This is a genomic window from Cohnella sp. GCM10027633 (assembly GCF_042675445.1).
Lineage (GTDB): Bacteria > Bacillota > Bacilli > Paenibacillales > Paenibacillaceae > Cohnella.
Genome location: NZ_JBHTGV010000004.1, coordinates 299,556 through 317,895 on the forward strand (window position 1 = coordinate 299,556; position 18,340 = coordinate 317,895).

Annotated in this window: 13 protein-coding genes; 2 read left to right on the forward strand and 11 right to left on the reverse strand. The window is 59.8% G+C overall.

The genetic code is table 11. The features are described 5' to 3' along the window. Positions 1-42: 42 nt before the first annotated feature. On the reverse strand, positions 43-672 hold the full coding sequence (locus ACFQZG_RS12790) for a hypothetical protein (RefSeq protein WP_378153017.1): 630 nt from the start codon (positions 670-672) through the stop codon (positions 43-45). Between the two features lie 81 nt (positions 673-753). Beyond that, positions 754-1,584 (reverse strand): AraC family transcriptional regulator, encoded by an 831-nt coding sequence (locus ACFQZG_RS12795; protein ID WP_378153019.1) that lies wholly within the window; start codon positions 1,582-1,584, stop codon positions 754-756. A 125-nt stretch (positions 1,585-1,709) separates the two neighbouring features. On the opposite strand from ACFQZG_RS12795, the gene ACFQZG_RS12800 reads away from it, so the two are divergent. Together ACFQZG_RS12800 and ACFQZG_RS12805 are read left to right on the forward strand one after the other, a co-directional pair. After that, on the forward strand, positions 1,710-2,681 hold the full coding sequence (locus tag ACFQZG_RS12800) for a Gfo/Idh/MocA family protein (RefSeq protein ID WP_378153021.1): 972 nt from the start codon (positions 1,710-1,712) through the stop codon (positions 2,679-2,681). A gap of 32 nt (positions 2,682-2,713) precedes the next feature. Next, complete coding sequence (locus ACFQZG_RS12805) at positions 2,714-3,478, forward strand: hydroxypyruvate isomerase family protein (RefSeq protein WP_378153023.1); 765 nt, start codon at positions 2,714-2,716, stop codon at positions 3,476-3,478. 63 nt (positions 3,479-3,541) lie between these two features. On the opposite strand, the gene ACFQZG_RS12810 is transcribed toward ACFQZG_RS12805, so the two are convergent. The 9 genes from ACFQZG_RS12810 to ACFQZG_RS12850 form a co-directional block, all read right to left on the reverse strand. After that, the gene (locus ACFQZG_RS12810; protein WP_378153025.1) at positions 3,542-4,462 is read right to left on the reverse strand and encodes an Rpn family recombination-promoting nuclease/putative transposase; all 921 of its coding nucleotides are present in this window, start codon (positions 4,460-4,462) and stop codon (positions 3,542-3,544) included. Positions 4,463-4,843: 381 nt separating this feature from the next. Beyond that, entirely contained in the window at positions 4,844-5,344 is a 501-nt protein-coding gene (locus ACFQZG_RS12815; protein WP_378153027.1) for an SRPBCC domain-containing protein, read from the reverse strand. A 120-nt stretch (positions 5,345-5,464) separates the two neighbouring features. After that, positions 5,465-7,564, reverse strand: coding sequence for a methyl-accepting chemotaxis protein (locus ACFQZG_RS12820; RefSeq protein ID WP_378153029.1), 2,100 nt, complete (start codon positions 7,562-7,564; stop codon positions 5,465-5,467). A 14-nt stretch (positions 7,565-7,578) separates the two neighbouring features. Then, a complete protein-coding gene (locus ACFQZG_RS12825; RefSeq protein WP_378153031.1) occupies positions 7,579-12,117 on the reverse strand; it encodes an S-layer homology domain-containing protein in 4,539 nt (1,512 codons plus the stop codon). A gap of 485 nt (positions 12,118-12,602) precedes the next feature. Continuing rightward, on the reverse strand, positions 12,603-14,003 hold the full coding sequence (locus ACFQZG_RS12830) for an ABC transporter substrate-binding protein (RefSeq protein WP_378153033.1): 1,401 nt from the start codon (positions 14,001-14,003) through the stop codon (positions 12,603-12,605). A gap of 101 nt (positions 14,004-14,104) precedes the next feature. Then, on the reverse strand, positions 14,105-14,929 hold the full coding sequence (locus ACFQZG_RS12835; protein ID WP_378153035.1) for a carbohydrate ABC transporter permease: 825 nt from the start codon (positions 14,927-14,929) through the stop codon (positions 14,105-14,107). Between the two features lie 9 nt (positions 14,930-14,938). Continuing rightward, entirely contained in the window at positions 14,939-15,790 is an 852-nt protein-coding gene (locus ACFQZG_RS12840) for a carbohydrate ABC transporter permease (RefSeq protein WP_378153037.1), read from the reverse strand. Between the two features lie 52 nt (positions 15,791-15,842). Continuing rightward, positions 15,843-16,949: a Gfo/Idh/MocA family protein gene (locus ACFQZG_RS12845; RefSeq protein ID WP_378153039.1), complete on the reverse strand. Its 1,107-nt coding sequence runs from the start codon at positions 16,947-16,949 to the stop codon at positions 15,843-15,845. A gap of 363 nt (positions 16,950-17,312) precedes the next feature. Beyond that, positions 17,313-18,338, reverse strand: coding sequence for a LacI family DNA-binding transcriptional regulator (locus ACFQZG_RS12850; protein ID WP_378153041.1), 1,026 nt, complete (start codon positions 18,336-18,338; stop codon positions 17,313-17,315). Positions 18,339-18,340: the final 2 nt, after the last annotated feature.

The following is an 18,340-nucleotide window of genomic DNA, read 5'->3' on the forward strand; positions in this document are numbered from 1 at the left end:
CGTTTGTTTGGCCGTATGTCGTATTCGTAGTTCCGAACCCGATCAATCCAAGCCGTGCTCTTCGCGGATCCGGTACATCGCTTGGATGACCAGTTCGGAAGGTTCGCGGTTCAATAACAAGTGCGCCATCAGCACGTGGAGCGGGAACGCGCACACGTTGTTGCCGTCCTTGATCGCGGGGAAGCCCGCTTCCAGGACCGGTCCGTGCTCTTGGTTCCAATCGAGTCCGACGTGCACTTGCTGCTCTTCCGACTCGAACTCTTCCTTGACGGCCGCGATGCACGAAGGCACGATGACCTTATCGATAACGGCCTTCGCTTCGTCTTCGTTCTGCGGAGGACGCGGAAGCATCCGGCCGCCCTTCGTATTCATCAGTTCGAAGTAGAACGAAGCCATCCATTCGCCTACGTCGCCGCCGGCTTGGAACTTCGACACCAGCTCGCGGAGGAAGAAGCCGACCGCGTAGTCGTCGCCCGCTTCGTCTTTTGCTTTGAACACGAACACGGGACCGTAGATGTCATGCATCATCACTTGCCCTTCGACGTCGTCGAAGCGCGTCTTCAAGGATACTACGCCGTTATGGTGAACGGCTTTGACGAGTTCATGCATTTGCTCGTCTTGCGCGGCAGTGGAATTGCCATTATCGGGAACGTTCTTCGTATCGTTCGTCATTATGCTTCACCCGCTTCATTCTAACATTCCGGCGCTATGCCAGTCTACTTCAAGGCGGCATTACCATAAAATTGTATACGCTTACTCCCCGTACTGCATCCGGAATTGCACCGGCGTCATGCCCGCCAGCTTATGGAACGTATGCACGAAATGGCTGTCGTCCTGGAAGCCGACGTCGCCCGCGATCGCCTTCACCGTTCGGCCTCTATCCGCGATGAGCAGTTCCTTCGACTTCTGGATCCGGAATTGCACGAGATATTGGTACGGGCTGATGCCCCAGCTGTTGCGGAACAGCGTGTTCAAATACTGCGGGCTTACGCCGAGCGCCGCCGCCATCTGCGGGAGCCCGAGCGCCGGATCGCCGTACTCTTCCTCGATCAGCAGGTAGATCGGCGTCAACCGCTCGTGCCCTTTGGATAAGGAAGGCTGCCCGCTCGTCTGTCCGTATCGCTTCAGCAGCGCAAGGAACGCGAACACCTCCTGCGATCCGTTCACGCCGGCGAAGTCGATGCTGTACCGGCACTTCTCGCTATATACGTCATGAATGTCCGCAAGCTCGCAATCCGGCTCCCAGCTGATCGGCTGCATGTGCTGAAGCTCCAGCGAGGCGGTAATCGGACTGGCGAGCGCGCCGTCGAACGTCATATACCACGTCGTCCAAGCCGATGTCTCCGGCCGATAGCCGTGCGGCACGCCCGGCTTCAGCAGGATGCCTTGGTTCGGCATCATCCGGAATGTCTGTCCCAGGACCGTGAATTCGCCCGCGCCATGAACCGTATGGATCCAGTGGAACGTCTGGAAACCTTCCTCCCGGTGGATGACGCCTTGGTCCTCGTTCAGGCCGACGCTCGTCAGATGAAGCGGCAGCCGCTTGTCCCATTCCGTCGTCAAGAAATGTCTGCCGTATTGCATGAGACTTGCACCCCGGGTTTCATTTTACGATACTGGATACGTTATATCTTATATTTTAATCGCACAGTGCCTGAACTACAATGATGTCGTGAGTTGAATTATCCTACACAAAGGGCGGGATAGGGATGACGATCAGACTCGGATTCATCGGCACGGGAGGCATTGCGAATTATCACGTGAACAACTTGGCGCGCATGGAAGGGGTCGAGCTTGCGGCATTCTACGACGTGGACGGGCGGCGCGCGGAACAGGCGGCATCCGCCCATAACGGCGCGCGGGCGTACGCTAACTTGGACGACATGTTGGACGGTGGCGGACTCGACGGCGTATACGTATGCGTGCCTCCAATGGCCCACGGCGCGGCGGAGCTACGGTTGATCGAGCGGGGAATTCCTTTCCTCGTAGAGAAGCCGCTCGGCATCGACAACGAATTACCCGCGGACATCGGACGCAAAGTTCGCGAATCGAAGCTGATCACGGCCGTCGGTTACCATTGGCGTTATATGGAATCGGCCGGCTTGGCGAAGCGGCTGCTAGCGGACGGCAAGCCGGGCATGGCGCTCGGTTATTGGATGGGCGGCATGCCGATGGTGCCGTGGTGGCGCGTACGGTCGGGCTCGGGCGGACAATTCGTCGAGCAGACGACGCATATCGTCGACCTGCTGCGCTATCTATGCGGCGAAGTCAGCGAAGTGTATGCGGCGTATAGCTTGCAAGTCATGGGAGTTGCCGTGCCGGGCACCGACGTGCCGGACGTCGGCACCGTTACGATGAAGCTGGCGAACGGCATGGTCGCCACGATCTCCAATACGTGCCTGCTTCCGGTCGGTCACCACGTCGGCCTCGACGTCTATACGGATCGCGGCGTGCTCGAGATCAGAGGCGACGGGCTCCGCGAACTGACGAAGGACGGTGAGACGAAGCATCCGAATGCCGCGAATCCTTACGCGCTCGAGGACGAGGCGTTCGTGCACGCCCTTCGGACGGGCGATACGTCCCGCATTCTCTCCGATTACGAAGATTCCCTGCGCACGCACGCGGTCACGATCGCGGCTAACGAATCCGCCGCGTCCGGCAAACCTGTCACTTTAAGATAATTCACATTCCGAACGGAGGACATTCGAATCTCATGAACATTTCATTGTGCATCGGCGCTTATCAAGGCAAGGACGAAATTTACCATCTGGAGAAAATCAAAGAGCACGGCTTCCAAGGACTCGAATATTACGCCTGGTGGGACTTGAAGGATTTGAATCGCGTCGCCAAGGAACAAGAGCGCATCGGCGTCGGCATTAGCGCGACGTGCACGAAATTCATCAGCCTGGTGGACGAGTCGCTTCGCGACGCCTACATGGCCGGCGTCCGCGAGACGATCGAAGCGTGCAAAAGGCTGAACGTCCGTTCCGTCATCTCGCAAACCGGCAACGAGATCGAAGGCTTATCGCGCGACGCGCAACGGCAGACGATGGTCGAGACGCTCAAGCGTTGCGCGCCATTGTTCGAGGAAGCCGGCATCGTGCTCGAAGTCGAGCCGCTCAACGGTCTCGTAGATCACCGCGGCCACTTCCTGCAGCGCTCGGACGAGTCGGTGGACGTGGTCGATCAAGTCGGCAGCCCGAACGTGAAGCTCGTATTCGACGTGTATCATCAGCAGATTACCGAAGGCAACGTCATCCGCAACGCGACGGGCTACATCGATCGCATCAACCACTACCATATCGCGGACAACCCTGGCCGCAAGCAACCGGGCACCGGCGAGCTGAACTACGTCAACATCCTGCGCGCGATCAAGAGCACCGGCTTCGACGGCCTCGTCGGCCTCGAGTGCGGCTACACGATCGACACCGACGCGGCGCTGGAGCAGTTCAAGCGGGACGTGCTGGCGCAGGTTTGAGTTGTGGGGGACAAAGTTAGAAGGGCAGAGACTCATATCGTCTCTGCCCTTTATCCGTTTGCCCTACTCTTGCAGCCATTTAACGATTTCTTCGACCGGAACGTCTACGATATCCGCGATCTCATTCGCGGTCGCGCCCTTCTCGCTCATGCGAATAACGATCGCGCGCTGCGTTTCCATGCGACCTTCTTCCCTGCCCTTCTCCAGACCTTTTTCCATGCCCTCTTCGATTCCCCATCGTTTCCAAGCAGGCATCAATTCCATGATCTTCTCCTCCTTGTCGGGATCGCGGCTAAGCAACTCCCGCAATATCGATTCGTCCTCTTCTATGTTGGGTTCGTAATAGATATCAGATACGGACATAATAAGCGCCAGCCGCGCGTCGTCGATTCGCCCTTTAAGTCGTAATATCATGCGCAAGTATGCGATCCGAAGCTCTCTCTTCTCTTTCTTATTATATCCCATATTGGCTAACAGCGCAGCAGCCACCGGATTGTCCGACAAGACGAACTTGCGCCAGTCCTGTTTGCGTAGAGATACGCTCCAATAACGGAAGCTTAGAATACTGCGCCCCGGAACAGACATCTCGAACCCGGCCTCGGCTTCCCAACCGTCATCGGCCGTGAACACCGCGATCGGCAGGATGAGGCGATGCTCTTTGCGGTGCCGTTCGAACAATCTGCCGAAGTAGATGAACATCCGCTCCGCGAAATCTTCTTGCCGATAGGACTGCGGCTCCAGATGCACGAGAACGTACGCTTCCGTGTCCCGATACCGGGTCTCGACCAGCAAATCCAACGTACGCGCCTCTTCTCCCACGATATCGACGAGCAGTTCCTGCATCAGTAGCCGCGTCCGGCTGTGATCGAGCAGCCTGTCCAGCTCCGGAAAGAACAAAGCGATAAACTCCGCGAAAAAAGTTTGCAGCAGCTTCTTGAATGCTTCATCATGAGGTCTCGTCGCCTCCGATTCCATTCTTCTCATCCCCGTGTCTCCCTCCCCTGCCCGAAACGCAAAAACGCCGCCTGCCCGAGGGGGCAAGCGGCGCGTGCTTCGCGTCCGTGAATACGTTATGGCTCTAACCTTATCGGATTAGGACAAGGCTGTCAATCGTAGACGAAGCATTCCGCTTCTAATCCTTAAGCCGCCACATGGACGCCCGATACATGATCTCCTTCTCTGCGATGAACGACGGCGCCCGACGGCGTACGAGCGCGGCCATGTCGTCGTAGGGTAGCCCTGCAGCAACTCCTCGTCCGGCGGGATGCGGTACTTCATGCGGCAATTGGGCTCCTTCGCAATGTTCCTATGCTTATTAAGTAGCCGAGGATGGCGTTCGGACGAAATAACTTTTCCGCTCGCCGCTTATTGCAACTCTTCGAGTACGCGGTCCAACTTCTCGAACGCGTTCGCCATGCCCTCCGCCATGCCCGCCTCGACCGTCCACTTCAAGTCTTCCGCGCGTTCGAAGTGAACTTGGACCGTCATTCTTGTCTTGCCATCGTCCTGCGCGAACAGCTTCATCGTGTTCAACTGCTCCGGAATGGCGTCGTTCGCGTTGGCATGCTCGTCCGCGAACAGGCTCGTATAGACGAGACGTTCCGGTTTCACGACCTCGCGGTACACGCTCAGCACCCAATGCTCGTCGCCTTCGGGAGATCGCATGCTATAATGCCACTTGCCGCCCGGCTGCAGATCGATTCTGCATACCGGTATCGTGTATCCGCCCGGCGCCCACCAACGCGACAGATGCTCCGGCTCGGTCACCGCTTTCCATACGAGCTCGCGAGGCGCGTTGAATTCCCGTTCCACGATTAAATCCAATTCGCCGACCGTCTTCGTAATTTTATTCGCTTCCGTTGCCATCCTAACAGCTCCTTCAAATTAGTATGCCCTTAATATACCCGTACAGGAATATTCCTGTCAAGGAATATTAGCATTGAAAATAAAACCTTGCGGAAAACTGCCCCCGCAAGGTTATTATCTCTACCGATTGGTTTTTTCTTCCGTCCGCTCCAACACGAATCGCTCCATCGAACGCAACAGCTGATTCGAAATATCCTCCAGCTGTCCGGCCATGCCGCGCAGCGATTCCGACATCGCGTACTGGCGCCCGCTCTTGCCCGTGACGTCGGCCGAAATCGCGGACAACTGCTCCGCGGACGCAGCGAACGACCCGACCGTGCCCGACATGACGGCTTGGCGTTCCGAGACGAGCGCCAACGCTTCGCCGAGCGAGCGTAACAAGGTTCCGGACTCGTCCATCAGGCCCTTCACCCGCACGAACCTGCTCTCGGTGTCCGCCGCGGCTTCCGATTGCTCTCGCACGATGTCGTACATGTCCCGGTTCAACTTCGCCGCTTGCTCCGCGTCCGTCACGATCGCGGCAACGATGCCGCCGGCGTGCTCGATCGACGCGCGCGAAGTGTCCGCGAGCTTGCCGATCTCCGCGGCGATGACGGAGAAGCCCCTGCCCGCCGTTCCCGCCCGCGCGGCTTCGATCGTCGCGTTCAGCGCCAGAATGCGCGTCTGCTTGGCGAACCCGGTGAGCGATTCTAGAATGCGATGAATATCGTCGGTGCGATCCCGCAGCTTGTCGGCTTGCGCCACGGCTTCATGGCCGGATCGCTCCGCGCGCTCGGCGCTTAGCCGAAGGAGACGCAGCATATTCATGCCCTCGTCCGAGATGTCCCCGACTTGCTTCACCGCGACGGTCATCTCCCGGTGCGCGTCGGAGGAGGACCGGATCGGTTCGCGCATGTCTTCCACCGCCCGGCTGCCCCTCTCGGCTTCGACCGCCATGCTGTCCGCTCCCGCCGCGACTTCTCCGATCGCTCCGAGCATGTCGTCCGACGCGCCTGCGTTGTTCGTCGCGGCACCGGACATATCGGAGGCGATTCCCCCCATCTCTCGGGCGATTCGGTCGCTGCGCGCGACGAGCGAGGAGATTTGCTCGAGCATGCCGTCGAAATGACGGCCGACGACGCTGATCTCGTCCTTGCCCCCGCCGCCCATTCTGCCCGTCAGATCGCCGCCGGACGCCCGTTGCATCAGCCGTCGCAACCGTGCCATCGGCTTGCCGATTCTCGCCGCCAAGTACAAGGACACGAGCACCGCAGCGGCCAGCGCGATGGCGGCGACGATCGCCGCCCCCCGCTTGAAGCGTTGCGCGTCGCGGGTCAAGTCGCTCTCCGGCGTCCGGGAGGCGACGTACCACCCGGTCACCGGCGAACGCTGGTACGCGACGAACGCCGGTTCAGCGCCGGACGTATCCGAATAACCGCCCGCTTCCGCAACGAGCTCGTTTTTCGCGAACGCGGCTTCCGGCGCGGATGCGGCTTGTTCGCCATCTTGTTCCGAGCCGGCCAACACGGAGCCGTCGGCATCGATGACGTACAATCGCGAACGCTCCGTTACTTTAACCGACGCCAGATCGCTAACAAGCGGCTTTGCCTGCAGTTCCACGGCCATGACGTAATCGGTTCCTGCTCCGGATATGCCGGCCGGCAGCAGGCGTGCATAGCCGAACAATGCATCCGAAGTCGTCCGGAGCAATCCTCCGTCGCTTGGCGGAATCCAAGCCGCCACGCCGGCCTTGTCGACCGCTTCACGGAACCACGGCTCATCCGCGACGGCTTCTGCTCTCAGTTGCCGATCGGTCGATAGCGGCAGCTTGCCGCCCGAGGCCGGAATGAAGCTGATGCTCCTCAAATTTGGTTGCGCGGCGATGTACTTCTTGAACGCGTTCTCCACGCCGAGCGAGCCTTCGAACGAACGCGTCTCGTCGGCGGAATCGTAGTCGGCAAGCATTCGCAGGAACGAAGCGTCCGAGAACATCTCGTTCGACATCGCCAGATCGTTCTTCAAGTTAACGTCGATCTTGTATCCGAGCAACGTCACCATCTGTTCCGCCAGCCCGCCTACCCGCTCCTGCATGATCGACTTCGTCGTCCGGTAATTCATCGCGCTCAGGAACGATACCGTGCCGATGACGAGCGCCACCGTCACGATGACGATATACGCGCCCGTCGAACCGAGCGCTGCCCGCGAGCGGCGAATCGCCGCCCGCGTCATGCTGTCTGCCATCTTATGCGCTCACCTCAGATCAGATCTAGCCAGCGCGACAGCATTACCGCCATCTGCGCACGATCGACGACGCCTTGCGGCTTCAGCTTGCCAGGGGCTACGCCTTGCAGCACGCCGCCGTTCGCCAGCTTGCCGATCGCTTCGAGCGCCCAAGCCGATACGTCGCCCCGGTCGTCGAATGCTTCGAGCCCGCCGGATTTCGCTTGCTTGCCCGCCGCCTTCAGCGCGCGATCGAGCATCACCGCCGCTTCCTCGCGGGTAATCGCGGCGTTCGGCGCGAACCGCCCGTTGCCTTGGCCCGCGACGATACCCGCGTCCGCGGCCGCTTGAATCGCTTCGGCGAACGTCGAACCGGAGACGACGTCCTTGAACGCCGGTTGCGCGCCCGTCGGCTTCAAGCCGAGCGCTCTTGCCAGCATCGCCGCGAACTCGGCACGCGTGAGACTGCGGCCAGGCGCGAACGCGTCTTCGCCGGTCCCGTTAACGATGCGGTGAGCGGCCAACCGCTGAATCGCCCCGTGCGCCCAATGATCGGCCGGCACGTCCGCGAATTCGCGCTTCCACTCTAGCGCGGCGTAAGCGCTGAAGTGCATCAACGACGCCGTGATCCGGCCTCCCGTTGCCTTGCCGCCGACGTATTCGGGCTCTCCGCCCTCCGGCAAGTAGTAGATCGCGGCCAGCTGCGGATCCGCGCCCGGAGCCAGCTTCAACGTCAGCTTCACCGGCTGGCCGAACGTCGTTACCGGCGTTACCGTGCCGCCAGGGGCGCGGATGCCAAGCGTCAATTCGAACGCCTCTCCGGCAGCGGTATAGACGCCGACGGTCGCAGAGCCCGTCGCGGTCTGCGCCGAATCAAGCTTTTTCCATCCGAACACGAGCTGCGCGCCGGAAGTTACGTCTCCTCCGCCCAGCGATTGTAGCAGTTCCTTCGGCAGCTCCAACTCGAGCGCGTCGTTCCGCAGTACGAGTGGAGCTCCCGCATCGATCAGTTGCCCGAGCGGCAGCCTCGCTTCCGACTTGCCGCCATCGAGCGCGACGCTGACCGGACCGCCGGCTTCATGCGCCGGCAAGTTGCTTATATCTTGCACGCCATTGTTCGACGGTGGCACGTATACCGTACCGCCGCCGTTGCCGGTTACGGTCAGCGCGTCGAGCGCGTACCAGCCATCGGAGCGTTGGCCCTCGATCGCCAACTTGACGCCCGGCGCGTCCGTCCCCGGATCGAGAATGCCAACGAGTACCTTATAGCTTCCCGGCGCGAGCGACGACGGAACGTTCAACTTAAGCGTCGTCTCGTGCTCGCCCGGCAACCAGTCGCGAATATCCGCGTACGTCGCCTTCGTAACCGAGGTCGGAACGAGGTTGCCCCAAGCATCGGAAAGCGCCAGCGCAACCGGCCATTCGCGATAGAACGGCGCAAGCCCGCGGTTCACCCAAGTCGTATCGACGTCGATCGCCGTTCCCGGCGCCGCCGAAGCCTCGTGACTCACCGACTCGAGGACGAACCGGTAACCCATCGTCGTCAATAGCGTCGTCATGTTCTCCTGAATGTCTTGCGTGACGCCGCCGCTGCCGACGACGTAGTCGGCCGGCGCGGCCGGTCCGATCCATGACGTATGCGAAGCGCGAATCTGCTCCAACGTCGTCATGAACTTCTCGTCGTTGATCGAGAGAAGCGGATTGCCGCTCGTGAATTCGCCGCCGGAGAAGTTCGTCTTCCAGAAGTCAGGCATGCGCGAATCCGCCTGGACTTGAGCGGGATCCTGTCCTTGGTTCACGTATCCGCTAATCTGATCCCAGCCTTGCTCGATCCATCGCAGCCACGTCTGGGTCTCGCCGTCCCCGATAATGTCGTTGAACAGCCCGAAACCGTTCGCCGCCGCGATAGGGAACGGCTTGCGCATGCCGAGCAGCGCGTGTTCGAAGTTGTCGATGTAATGCTGCACGTACTGATCCGATACGGCCAGCTTCGGGAACGCGCCGGACTCTTCCTCCGGCCAGTTGTGGAACTCGCCCCAGTGGCCGAGCGAGCCGATTTGCACGTGCGCGATGCGCGAATCGCCGTCGTACCGGTCCGCCAGCGCCGCGATCATTCGTTCATGCTCGGCGATGAGAACCGGGCTCGAATAGTTCGGCGCGAAGCCCGAGCCGACCGCGCTCGAATCGTACCATTTGCCCGCGCCGCTCTCGGTCTCCGCGGCGACAAGCTCGTCGTACAGCCAATCGGGGATGTCTTTATGCGAAGGATCGGTACCCGGCAGATCGAGCACGATCCGGAGGTTGAACCGCTTGCCAAGCCCCGTCCAATAATCGAATTGATACTTCTCTTCGATCGCATCCCAGGCGAACTCGCCTTTGACAGGTTCCAACTCTCGCCATGTAATGCCGGCATAGACGAGAGAGTGCGGCTGCGCGTAGGATTCCCCGACTTCTTTATGCGAATCGCGGGACCATGCGGCCCAGCCCATGAACGGATTGTTCAATGCCTCGTACGATTCCAACGGATAGTACGCGGCGGATTCGCGCGCTTCCTCGATGACCGCGTCGACGGCAAGCATGTCGCCGCCTCGAGCCGGCAAGGCGATCGCGTTCTTCGAGACGTAAGCGACCTTCATCGCCGCGGCCGGAGTCGCGCCCATATCGCCAAGACGCGCGTAGACCAGGTCGTACGTTGCCGTCGGCTTGTTGTAGACGCTGCCCGCGGCCGTCCAGCCGCCCGCGCCGTCGTAGCGGTACAGCGTGTTACGCGAGATCTTATAGTCTATGCCCGCGCCGGTCCAAGCCGATTCGCTCCAGCCCGTCGCCGCGTTCCCGTCGCTGTCGATATAGTAGTCGTTCTGCGCGTTCATGTCCGAACCTTCGGCCAGCAGAATAAGCCGATCATTATCCTTGACCGCCTTGAGCGACAGCGTCGCGACTCCGGACGTCGCCTTGTTATCGACGATGGACCAGTCTCCGTTCGCGCCGTCCAAGACGATTTCTCCGCCGGATGCGGTGAGCGCGATCGGATACTCGGCGACCGATCCGGCCGCCGGCGCATAAGCATCGCCGACTCCCAGCGCGACGCGCACCGTACCGGACAGCCCCGCGACCGACCCGAGATCGACCGCCATCTCGAGCAGTTCGGTGCCCGGCGGCGCGTATACCGAATAGACGACGCTCGTTACCCCGACTTCCGCCGCCGGATCCCAGCTCCAGCCTGTCCCGGTGCTGCGATAAGCGCTGCCGTTCTGCACGAGGTAATCCGCGCCCGTTCTTGCGTATTGCCATCCCTGATGACCGGTCGCGGGGTCGTTGTCGGTATTGATGAACAGATTTTTCTCCCCCGACAAGCTCGCTCCTTGTGCCAGCACGTACAGCGTATCGCTCTTGACGAACGCCGACAGCTTCTGGGCGTTGCCGACGCCCGTGCCGATCGGCTCGATGCCGGCCCACTCCGAACCGTCGCCGTCTACCGTGACTCGCGGCAGCGACGGCACGACCTTGACCGCATAGGCGGCCGCCGACGGCGTATAACGATTCGCCCCGCTGAAGCCGATATGTACCGGCATGCCCGGCTCCAGCCCCAAGCCGGCCAACGGCACGGACATCTCGATGACCTTGTCGTCGTTCCCTCCGGCCGCCGCGTATTGTAGACCTTCGACGACTAGCGGCCCGTCACCCCAAGCGAATCCGCCGCCATCGTTCGCGTACAACGACCCGTTCTCGAACATGAAGTCGAACCCGTTGTTGCCCTTCCATAACCAGTTCGCGGTAAACCCGGTCGCGTTATCGTCGTCGACGTCGATGAACACGTCGTTCCAATCTCCCATTTTGCCGGTGACGAGCACGGACAACCTCTCGTTGTTCATCGCCGCGTACAACGCCGTCAACCCATCCTCCGACCGGGCCAACGGCTCGAAGGCGGCCCAATCGGACGTCTCCGCGTCGATCGACACGAGAGGATCCGGCCCGTACGCTGCCGCTTCCGGCGTCGTATCCAGCATCGTCTTGCCCGGATCCGGCAAGTACGAGTTGTCGCTCTCCTGCGCGTACGATACCTTGACCGTGCCGCCGGCGCCGCCAAGCCCGATCAGCGCGAGATCGACCGCGAGCTCTGCCCTTTCCGGCGTTCGCGCGACCTGCGCGATGCCCGCGTCCGTCCAGCTACCGCCCTCGTACTTCTGCAGCGCGCCGCCGACGATCCGGTAATCGATGCCCCCCGCGTTGCTCCAATACGGCGAAGCGAATCCCGTCGCCGCGTTATTGTCCGCATCCAGGTAATACACGCCTTCCGCCCGCACCGCCGAACCTTCGACGAGCGCGTACAGTTTGCCGTCCCGCTGCACCGTCTTCAGCAACTGCAGCGTGCCCGCCGTCGATACCGAATCGTAATCGATCGCCGCCCATTCCGCCGGCTCGCCCGCGAATCTCGCGAACCCGCCCGATCCGCCCGATCCGCCCGCGCCGTCCGCCGAAGCCGTGCCCGCGTATGGGAGCATCCCCAACGCGACAGCCACGCTCAATCCGAGCGCTGCCGCCCTCCGCCCAATCCATCGTTGTCCTCTCAACACCAATCGCGCCTCCTTTTTTTCAACCAAGACCGCCTACGGCAACCCCAAAAAAGCGCAGCAAAAAGACAATGGGAGCAGATGGCCTTGAACGTACCGTCTCAAAGGTAACTTCATCTTCCCATTGTCTTCATGCGTGCCTATTCGCGATTTAGCGGTACCACGCACCGTTATTCAAGCGCATGGTCCACCATTTCGCGATTTAGCGGTACCACGCACCGTTAATCAGGCGCACGACCCACCATTCGCGAGTTAGCGGTACCACGCACCGTTATTCAGGCGCACGGCCCACCATTTCGCGAGTTAGCGGTACCACGCACCGTTATTCAGGCGCATGGCCCACCATTTCGCGATTTAGCGGTACCACACGCCGTTATTCCAGCATATGGCCCACCATTTCGCGATTTAGCGGTACCACGCGCCGTTATTCCGGCGCATGGCCCACCACTTCGCGATTTAGCGGTACCCCGCCCTATTCCGCGAATCGATCACTTGCCGTACAGCGACTTGATCTCCGCGACGGTCGGATCGAGCTCGCCTTTGCCCGACAGCGGTTGCGCGAGCTTCTGCGGCAGGATCTCCCACAGCAGGCGCTCCTTGCCGTCGAAGAACGGCGCCGAGATCGCGAACTTCTGCGAATCGATGAACGCCTGCTTGTTGTAGCCGTCGTCGATCGCCAGATAGGCAGCCGCGGCTTGCTTGTTCGCCGGAATGGCGCCGCCCGACTTCGCGAGCGCGGTTTGGCCTTCCGGACCGGCCAGCCAGCTCAGCAATGCCCATGCCGCGGGCTCGTTCTTGCTGTAAGGGCTCAGCGCGTTGCCGGCGACTTGCACGACCGTCTTCGTCTCCTTGAACTTCGGAGGCAGCACCGCGTCGAACTTGATGTTCGCGTTCTTGAACTCGCCGGCCGACCAGGAGCCCGCGAAGCTCATCGCTACCTTGCCCGTCGTCAGCGTCAGGAAAGGCTCCTTCGCCAGCGATTGGCTTTGGCTGAACGTCGGCGTAACGTGGTGCTTCACGACGAGGTCGCGGTAGAACTCGAGCACTTGCTTCGCTTCCGGCGTCTCCAGTCCGAGCGATTGGTCGTCGTTCACGAGCTTGCCGCCGTTCGATTCGATCTGCGGCTCGAGCACCGAGTCCGCGGAACCCGCCGCGTCGACCGTGAGGCCCCATTGCACGACGTTGTTCGCGTCGAAGTCCGCGTCGGCGGCCGTCTTGCCGTTCTTGTCGATCGTCATCTTCTTGGCGATGTCGAGCGCTTCGTCCCAAGTCATCTCCGCTCCCGGGAACGCGACGCCCGTCGGGTTCGTCTTCGCGTCCTCGAACAGCCCTTTATTGTAGAACAAGACGATCGTGTTCGCGTCGCGAGGCAGCGACACTTGCTTGCCGCCGACTTGATGCGCCGCGAGAACGCCCGGCTCGAAGTCGCCGGTATTGAAGCCGGTGCCCGAGATCAGATCGGTCAAGTCTTTCATCGCGCCGAGCTTGGCGTACTTGTCGACGTAGGCGAAGCTCATCTTGTACACGTCCGGCAGGTCTTTGGAAGCGGCTTGCGCCGTGAGCGACGTCCAGTATGTGCCCCAGTCCTTGCTGATGACTTCGACTTCGACGTTCGGATACTTCTTGTTGAATTCCTTGAGCAATTCCTTCGTCTGTTCGGTCTCTACGTTCGTTCCCCATTGCGAGTACGTTACTTTGCCGGACACTTCCGCAGGCGCTTCGGATGCTTCGACGCTCGCCGAGGACGAGGCCGACGGCGCATCGGACGACGCCGGAGCGGACGACGAGGCCCCTTCGTTCCCGTTGTTGTTGTTGCCGCAAGCCGCGAGCAACAATGCTCCGATCATCAGCGTGGACGTTACGGCGGATACTCTTCTGTTCATCTTCATCGAATAATTCCTCCCCTAATCTAGTAACGCGTTAGTAGAATGGCGTAAATTGCGCTTCTGCGAGGGCTTCTAAGATGATGGCTCGAGCCGTGCCGCCGGACTTACTTGAGCCCGGTCGTCACCACCCCCTCGATGAAGTATCGTTGCGCGAAGAAGTAGATGCAGCCGATCGGGAACAGAGCGAGGAACGAACCCGCCGCGAGTACCGGGAAGTCGTGCGACGTCTGACCCATGATCATCTGTAGCCCGACGCTGAGCGTCTGGAGCTTCTCCGACTGAATGAACACGAGCGGGGTGAAGAAGTCGGTCCAAGAGAACACGAACGAGAAGATGAAGGCGGTGGCGACGACCGGTCCCGACAGCGGGAGGATGACGCGGCTGTACACCGTCCAATGTCCGCCCCCGTCCATGTTCGTCGCTTCGTCCAGCTCCCTCGGAATCGTCAGGAAGTACTGTCTGAACAGGAAAATAAAGTAGGCGTTCGCGAGCATCTGCGGCACGATGAGCGGCAGCCACGTATCGTACCAACCGATATTCCGGTACACGAGGTACAGCGGGATAAGCGTTACCTGAGATGGAATCATCATCGTGGCGAGCACGATCGGGAACAGGAACCTCCGGGACTTCGCCGCCGTCCGCGTGAAGCCGTAGGCGATCAGCGAAGCGAAGACGACCGTACCGAGCGCGACGCTGCCCGAGATCGCGAACGAGTTGCCGATCCAGCGGCCCATGAGCGGCATCGTATCGAACAAGCGATCGAACGCGCCGAGCGTGAACGGGTCCGGCACGAACGTCGGCGGGAACTGGAACGTCTGCTCCTGCGTCTTGAGCATGGTGGACAGCAGCCAGAGCAGCGGTCCGGAGAACATCGCGAGCCCGACGACGAGCAGCGCGTATTGCAGCAGCATTCTAGGTGCTTTGGCCATCGGTCGCGATCAACTCCCCTTCTCCGCTTCGTAATAGACCCACGACTTCGACGTCTTCATGACGATCCAAGTCAGGATCAGGATCATGAGGAACAGCACCCACGATTGCGCCATCGCGTAGCCGAACTTCATGTCGCGGAACGCGGTGTTGTACGTGTTGAGCATGTACGTCATCGACGAGTAGTTCGGACCGCCGTTGTTGAGCAGCTTCGACTCCGTGAACATCTGGAAGTAATAGATGATCTGCAGCACGAGCGAGAACAGAATCGTCGGCGTGATCATCGGCAGCGTGATGTTGAAGAAGCTGCGCAATCGTCCCGATCCGTCTATCGTCGCCGCCTCGTACAAGTGGCCGGGCACGCTCTTGAGCGCCGCGAGGAACACGAGCACCGGACCGCCCGAGCTCCAGATGCCGATCATGACGATGAGCGGTTTGCTCCAGCCTTCGGATCCGAACCAATCGACCTTGCCGATCCCGACCAGATCGAGCAACCGGTTGACGAAGCCTCCGTCGGTGCCGAACAGCAGCAGCCAGATAATGACCGTTGCGACGGGAGGCACGAGGTAAGGCAAGTAGTACAGCGTCCGGAATATCCGGATCCCTCTCACCTCGGCGTTCAAGACGACCGAGACGAGCACCTGGAACGCGACCGTGATCGGTACGGCGACGACGACGAAGAAGAGCGTGTTCGAGAAACTTTTCTTGAAAATCGCGTCGTCGAGCAAGTTCGCGTAGTTGTCGAATCCGATCCAATTCGGCGGCGTGATCGAGTTGTAGTCCGCGAAGCTGTACACGAGACTCGTCAGCGCCGGTCCGATGAAGAAGACGAGGAACCCGACGATCCAGGGAAGTATGAACAAGTAAAACGCGAACTCCTCTTTCCACTTAGCGCGCAATGCTACTTCACCTCTTCTATGTCAGCTCGCTGAGATACACGTACCGTTCTTCCTTGATGGACTTCTCCGCCGCGAGGGCGATCATGAGCGCTTCCCGGCCGACTTCGCCGCTGGCGATCGGCGGCTCGCCCGTCTCGATGGACTTCAGGAACGCGAGCCTTTGGCGTTGGCTGCCGGTATGGCCGTTATTCACCGCGTCGGATTCGTGGTTGAATTCGATACGCTCGCGGTTCAGGTCGACCGAACTGAACAAGTCGATCGTCTTGTCCTTCTTCGCGATCATCTGGCTGCCGTTGTTGCCGATCAATCCGATCTCGAGTCCTTCGTCCATCATGTTGCGAGGCTTCAGGTACATGCAGAGCCCGAGGTTCGCCTTGCTGCCGTTCTCGTACTCGACGATGACCCAAGCGTGGTCCACGATCGAGCTCGTAGAGATCGCCTTCGTCTCGTAATGCGTGTAGCAGTTCGTAATGTCGATCGGCTCGCCGTTCTTGATGACGTGCTGACCGCCCGACGCGAACACCCTGCGGGGCTTGGAACCGATCATCCAGTTGAAAATATCAAAATGATGGCAATCCTTCTCGATGAGCGCGCCGCCGGACTTCGCCTCGTCGTAGAACCAGTCGACCGGCGGGAACGGATCGCGGAACTCCTTGCACCACATCATCGTTACGTCCCCGAGGCGGTTCTCCTCGAGCTCTTCGCGCATTCTCCTGTAAATGCTCGAGTACCGGTAGACGAGCCCGATCTGCAGGATAACGCCCGCTTCGCGGGCCCGGCGGATAATGTCGTCGCATTCGGCGAGCGACGGCGCGACCGGCTTCTCGAGGAACACATGCTTCTTCAGATCGATGAAAGCGACCGCGACTTCGTGGTGCATATAGTTCGGAACCGAAATGACGACCGCGTCGAACGTATCCGGATGCGCCAGCAGCTCGCGATAATCGGCGACGATCTTCGGCTTGTTGCGGCGAACGTATTGGAGCGCCCTATCGACGTTCATCGGATTCGGGTCCGCGATCCACGTCATTTCGCAATTCGTTATTTGATCGAAGCCCATCGCATGTCCGGTTCCCATATCCCCGACGCCGATCATGGCGACTCGCAATAATTGTTGTGCCAAGTTGCACGCACCTCCAAGGTAACATCCTCATGTTAAGTTTTTGCCGCAAAGTTTGGATTACAAATTGAATATTAACCCAATAATAACGCTTCGTCAACAACTATTTGCAATAGTTTGCCGCAAACAAAAAACATGTAAAAAATCGCGTATTATCAACAAATTCATTATATTTTCCTTGATGAAATCGGTGCCAATACAGGAGAAACGCTTTCATTTTATCATTTATTCACAGGAAATAACGCAAATAAGTCTGCAAAGTTTGCCGCAAACAAGTAGAAAAATCGTAGTGTAGATGCAAAAAAAACCTGTCATCGAATACGACGGCAGATTTTCGTTGCAACATTATCCAATTGTCATTGCGGTTTACGTCGATTGCCTCACGATCAATTCGAACGGCAGCGTAATCTTGACCGGCATCGGATATTGCTTGCGGCTTACGTCGAATAGCGTCTTCGCCGCCACCCATCCGATCTCGTACTTCGGAATATGAACCGTGCTGAGAGGCGGCGAGCTGTAATTCGCGAAGTCGATGTTGTCGATCGAGACGAACGCGATATCTTCCGGAATGCGCAGCTTGCTCTCGAAGGCTGCTCTCATCGCCGAGATCGCCATCATGTCGCTCGCGGCGAAGAAGGCGGTCGGCAGATCGGCCTGGTTCTCGAGCACGCGCTTCATAAGCTCGTAGCTCTTGTCGACGTTCCAGCCCGAATCGAGAATCCAATCTTGGCGAACGTCCAGATCCGCTTCCTCCATCGCTTCCTTGAAGCCGAGGAACCGCTTCTCTTTCGAGATGTTCTGCGCGATGCCCGCGCCGCCGATGAAGCCGATCCGGCGATGACCCCGCGTGATCAAGTGCTGCACCGCGAATTTGGCGGCCTGCATCCGATCGTAGCCGACGCTCGGAATGGTCGTGTCGGAAATATCGATGCCGACGAGGAACGGCACGTGACGCTTGATGTATTCGTAAGAGGAGGGATCGATGCGCTCGACGACGATCATCCCGTCGATGCCGCTCTCCTGCACGATCTTATGGAGCGTCTCCGGAGACTTGATATCTTCGTTCGTATGGATGAACGCCAGCTCCCCGCCTTGCTCCTGCACGCCTCGCTCGATGCCTTCGAGAATCGGGGAGAAGTAGGGATGGTTGTATTTGTTCTGATTGACGGCCACGATGCAGCCGACCCGATGCGTGAATTCGGGCTTGGAGGCGATTTTCTTCACGAGCTCCCTCGCGGTCTTGTTGGGCTGATAGCCGAGCAAGGTGACCGCGTCCCAGATTTTGCGTCTCGTGTCCGAATTGACGGAACGGCTCGCGTCGTTGTTGACGACCCGGGAGACGGTCGATATGGACACGCCAACGTGTTCAGCGACATCTTTCAACGTAGCCAAGG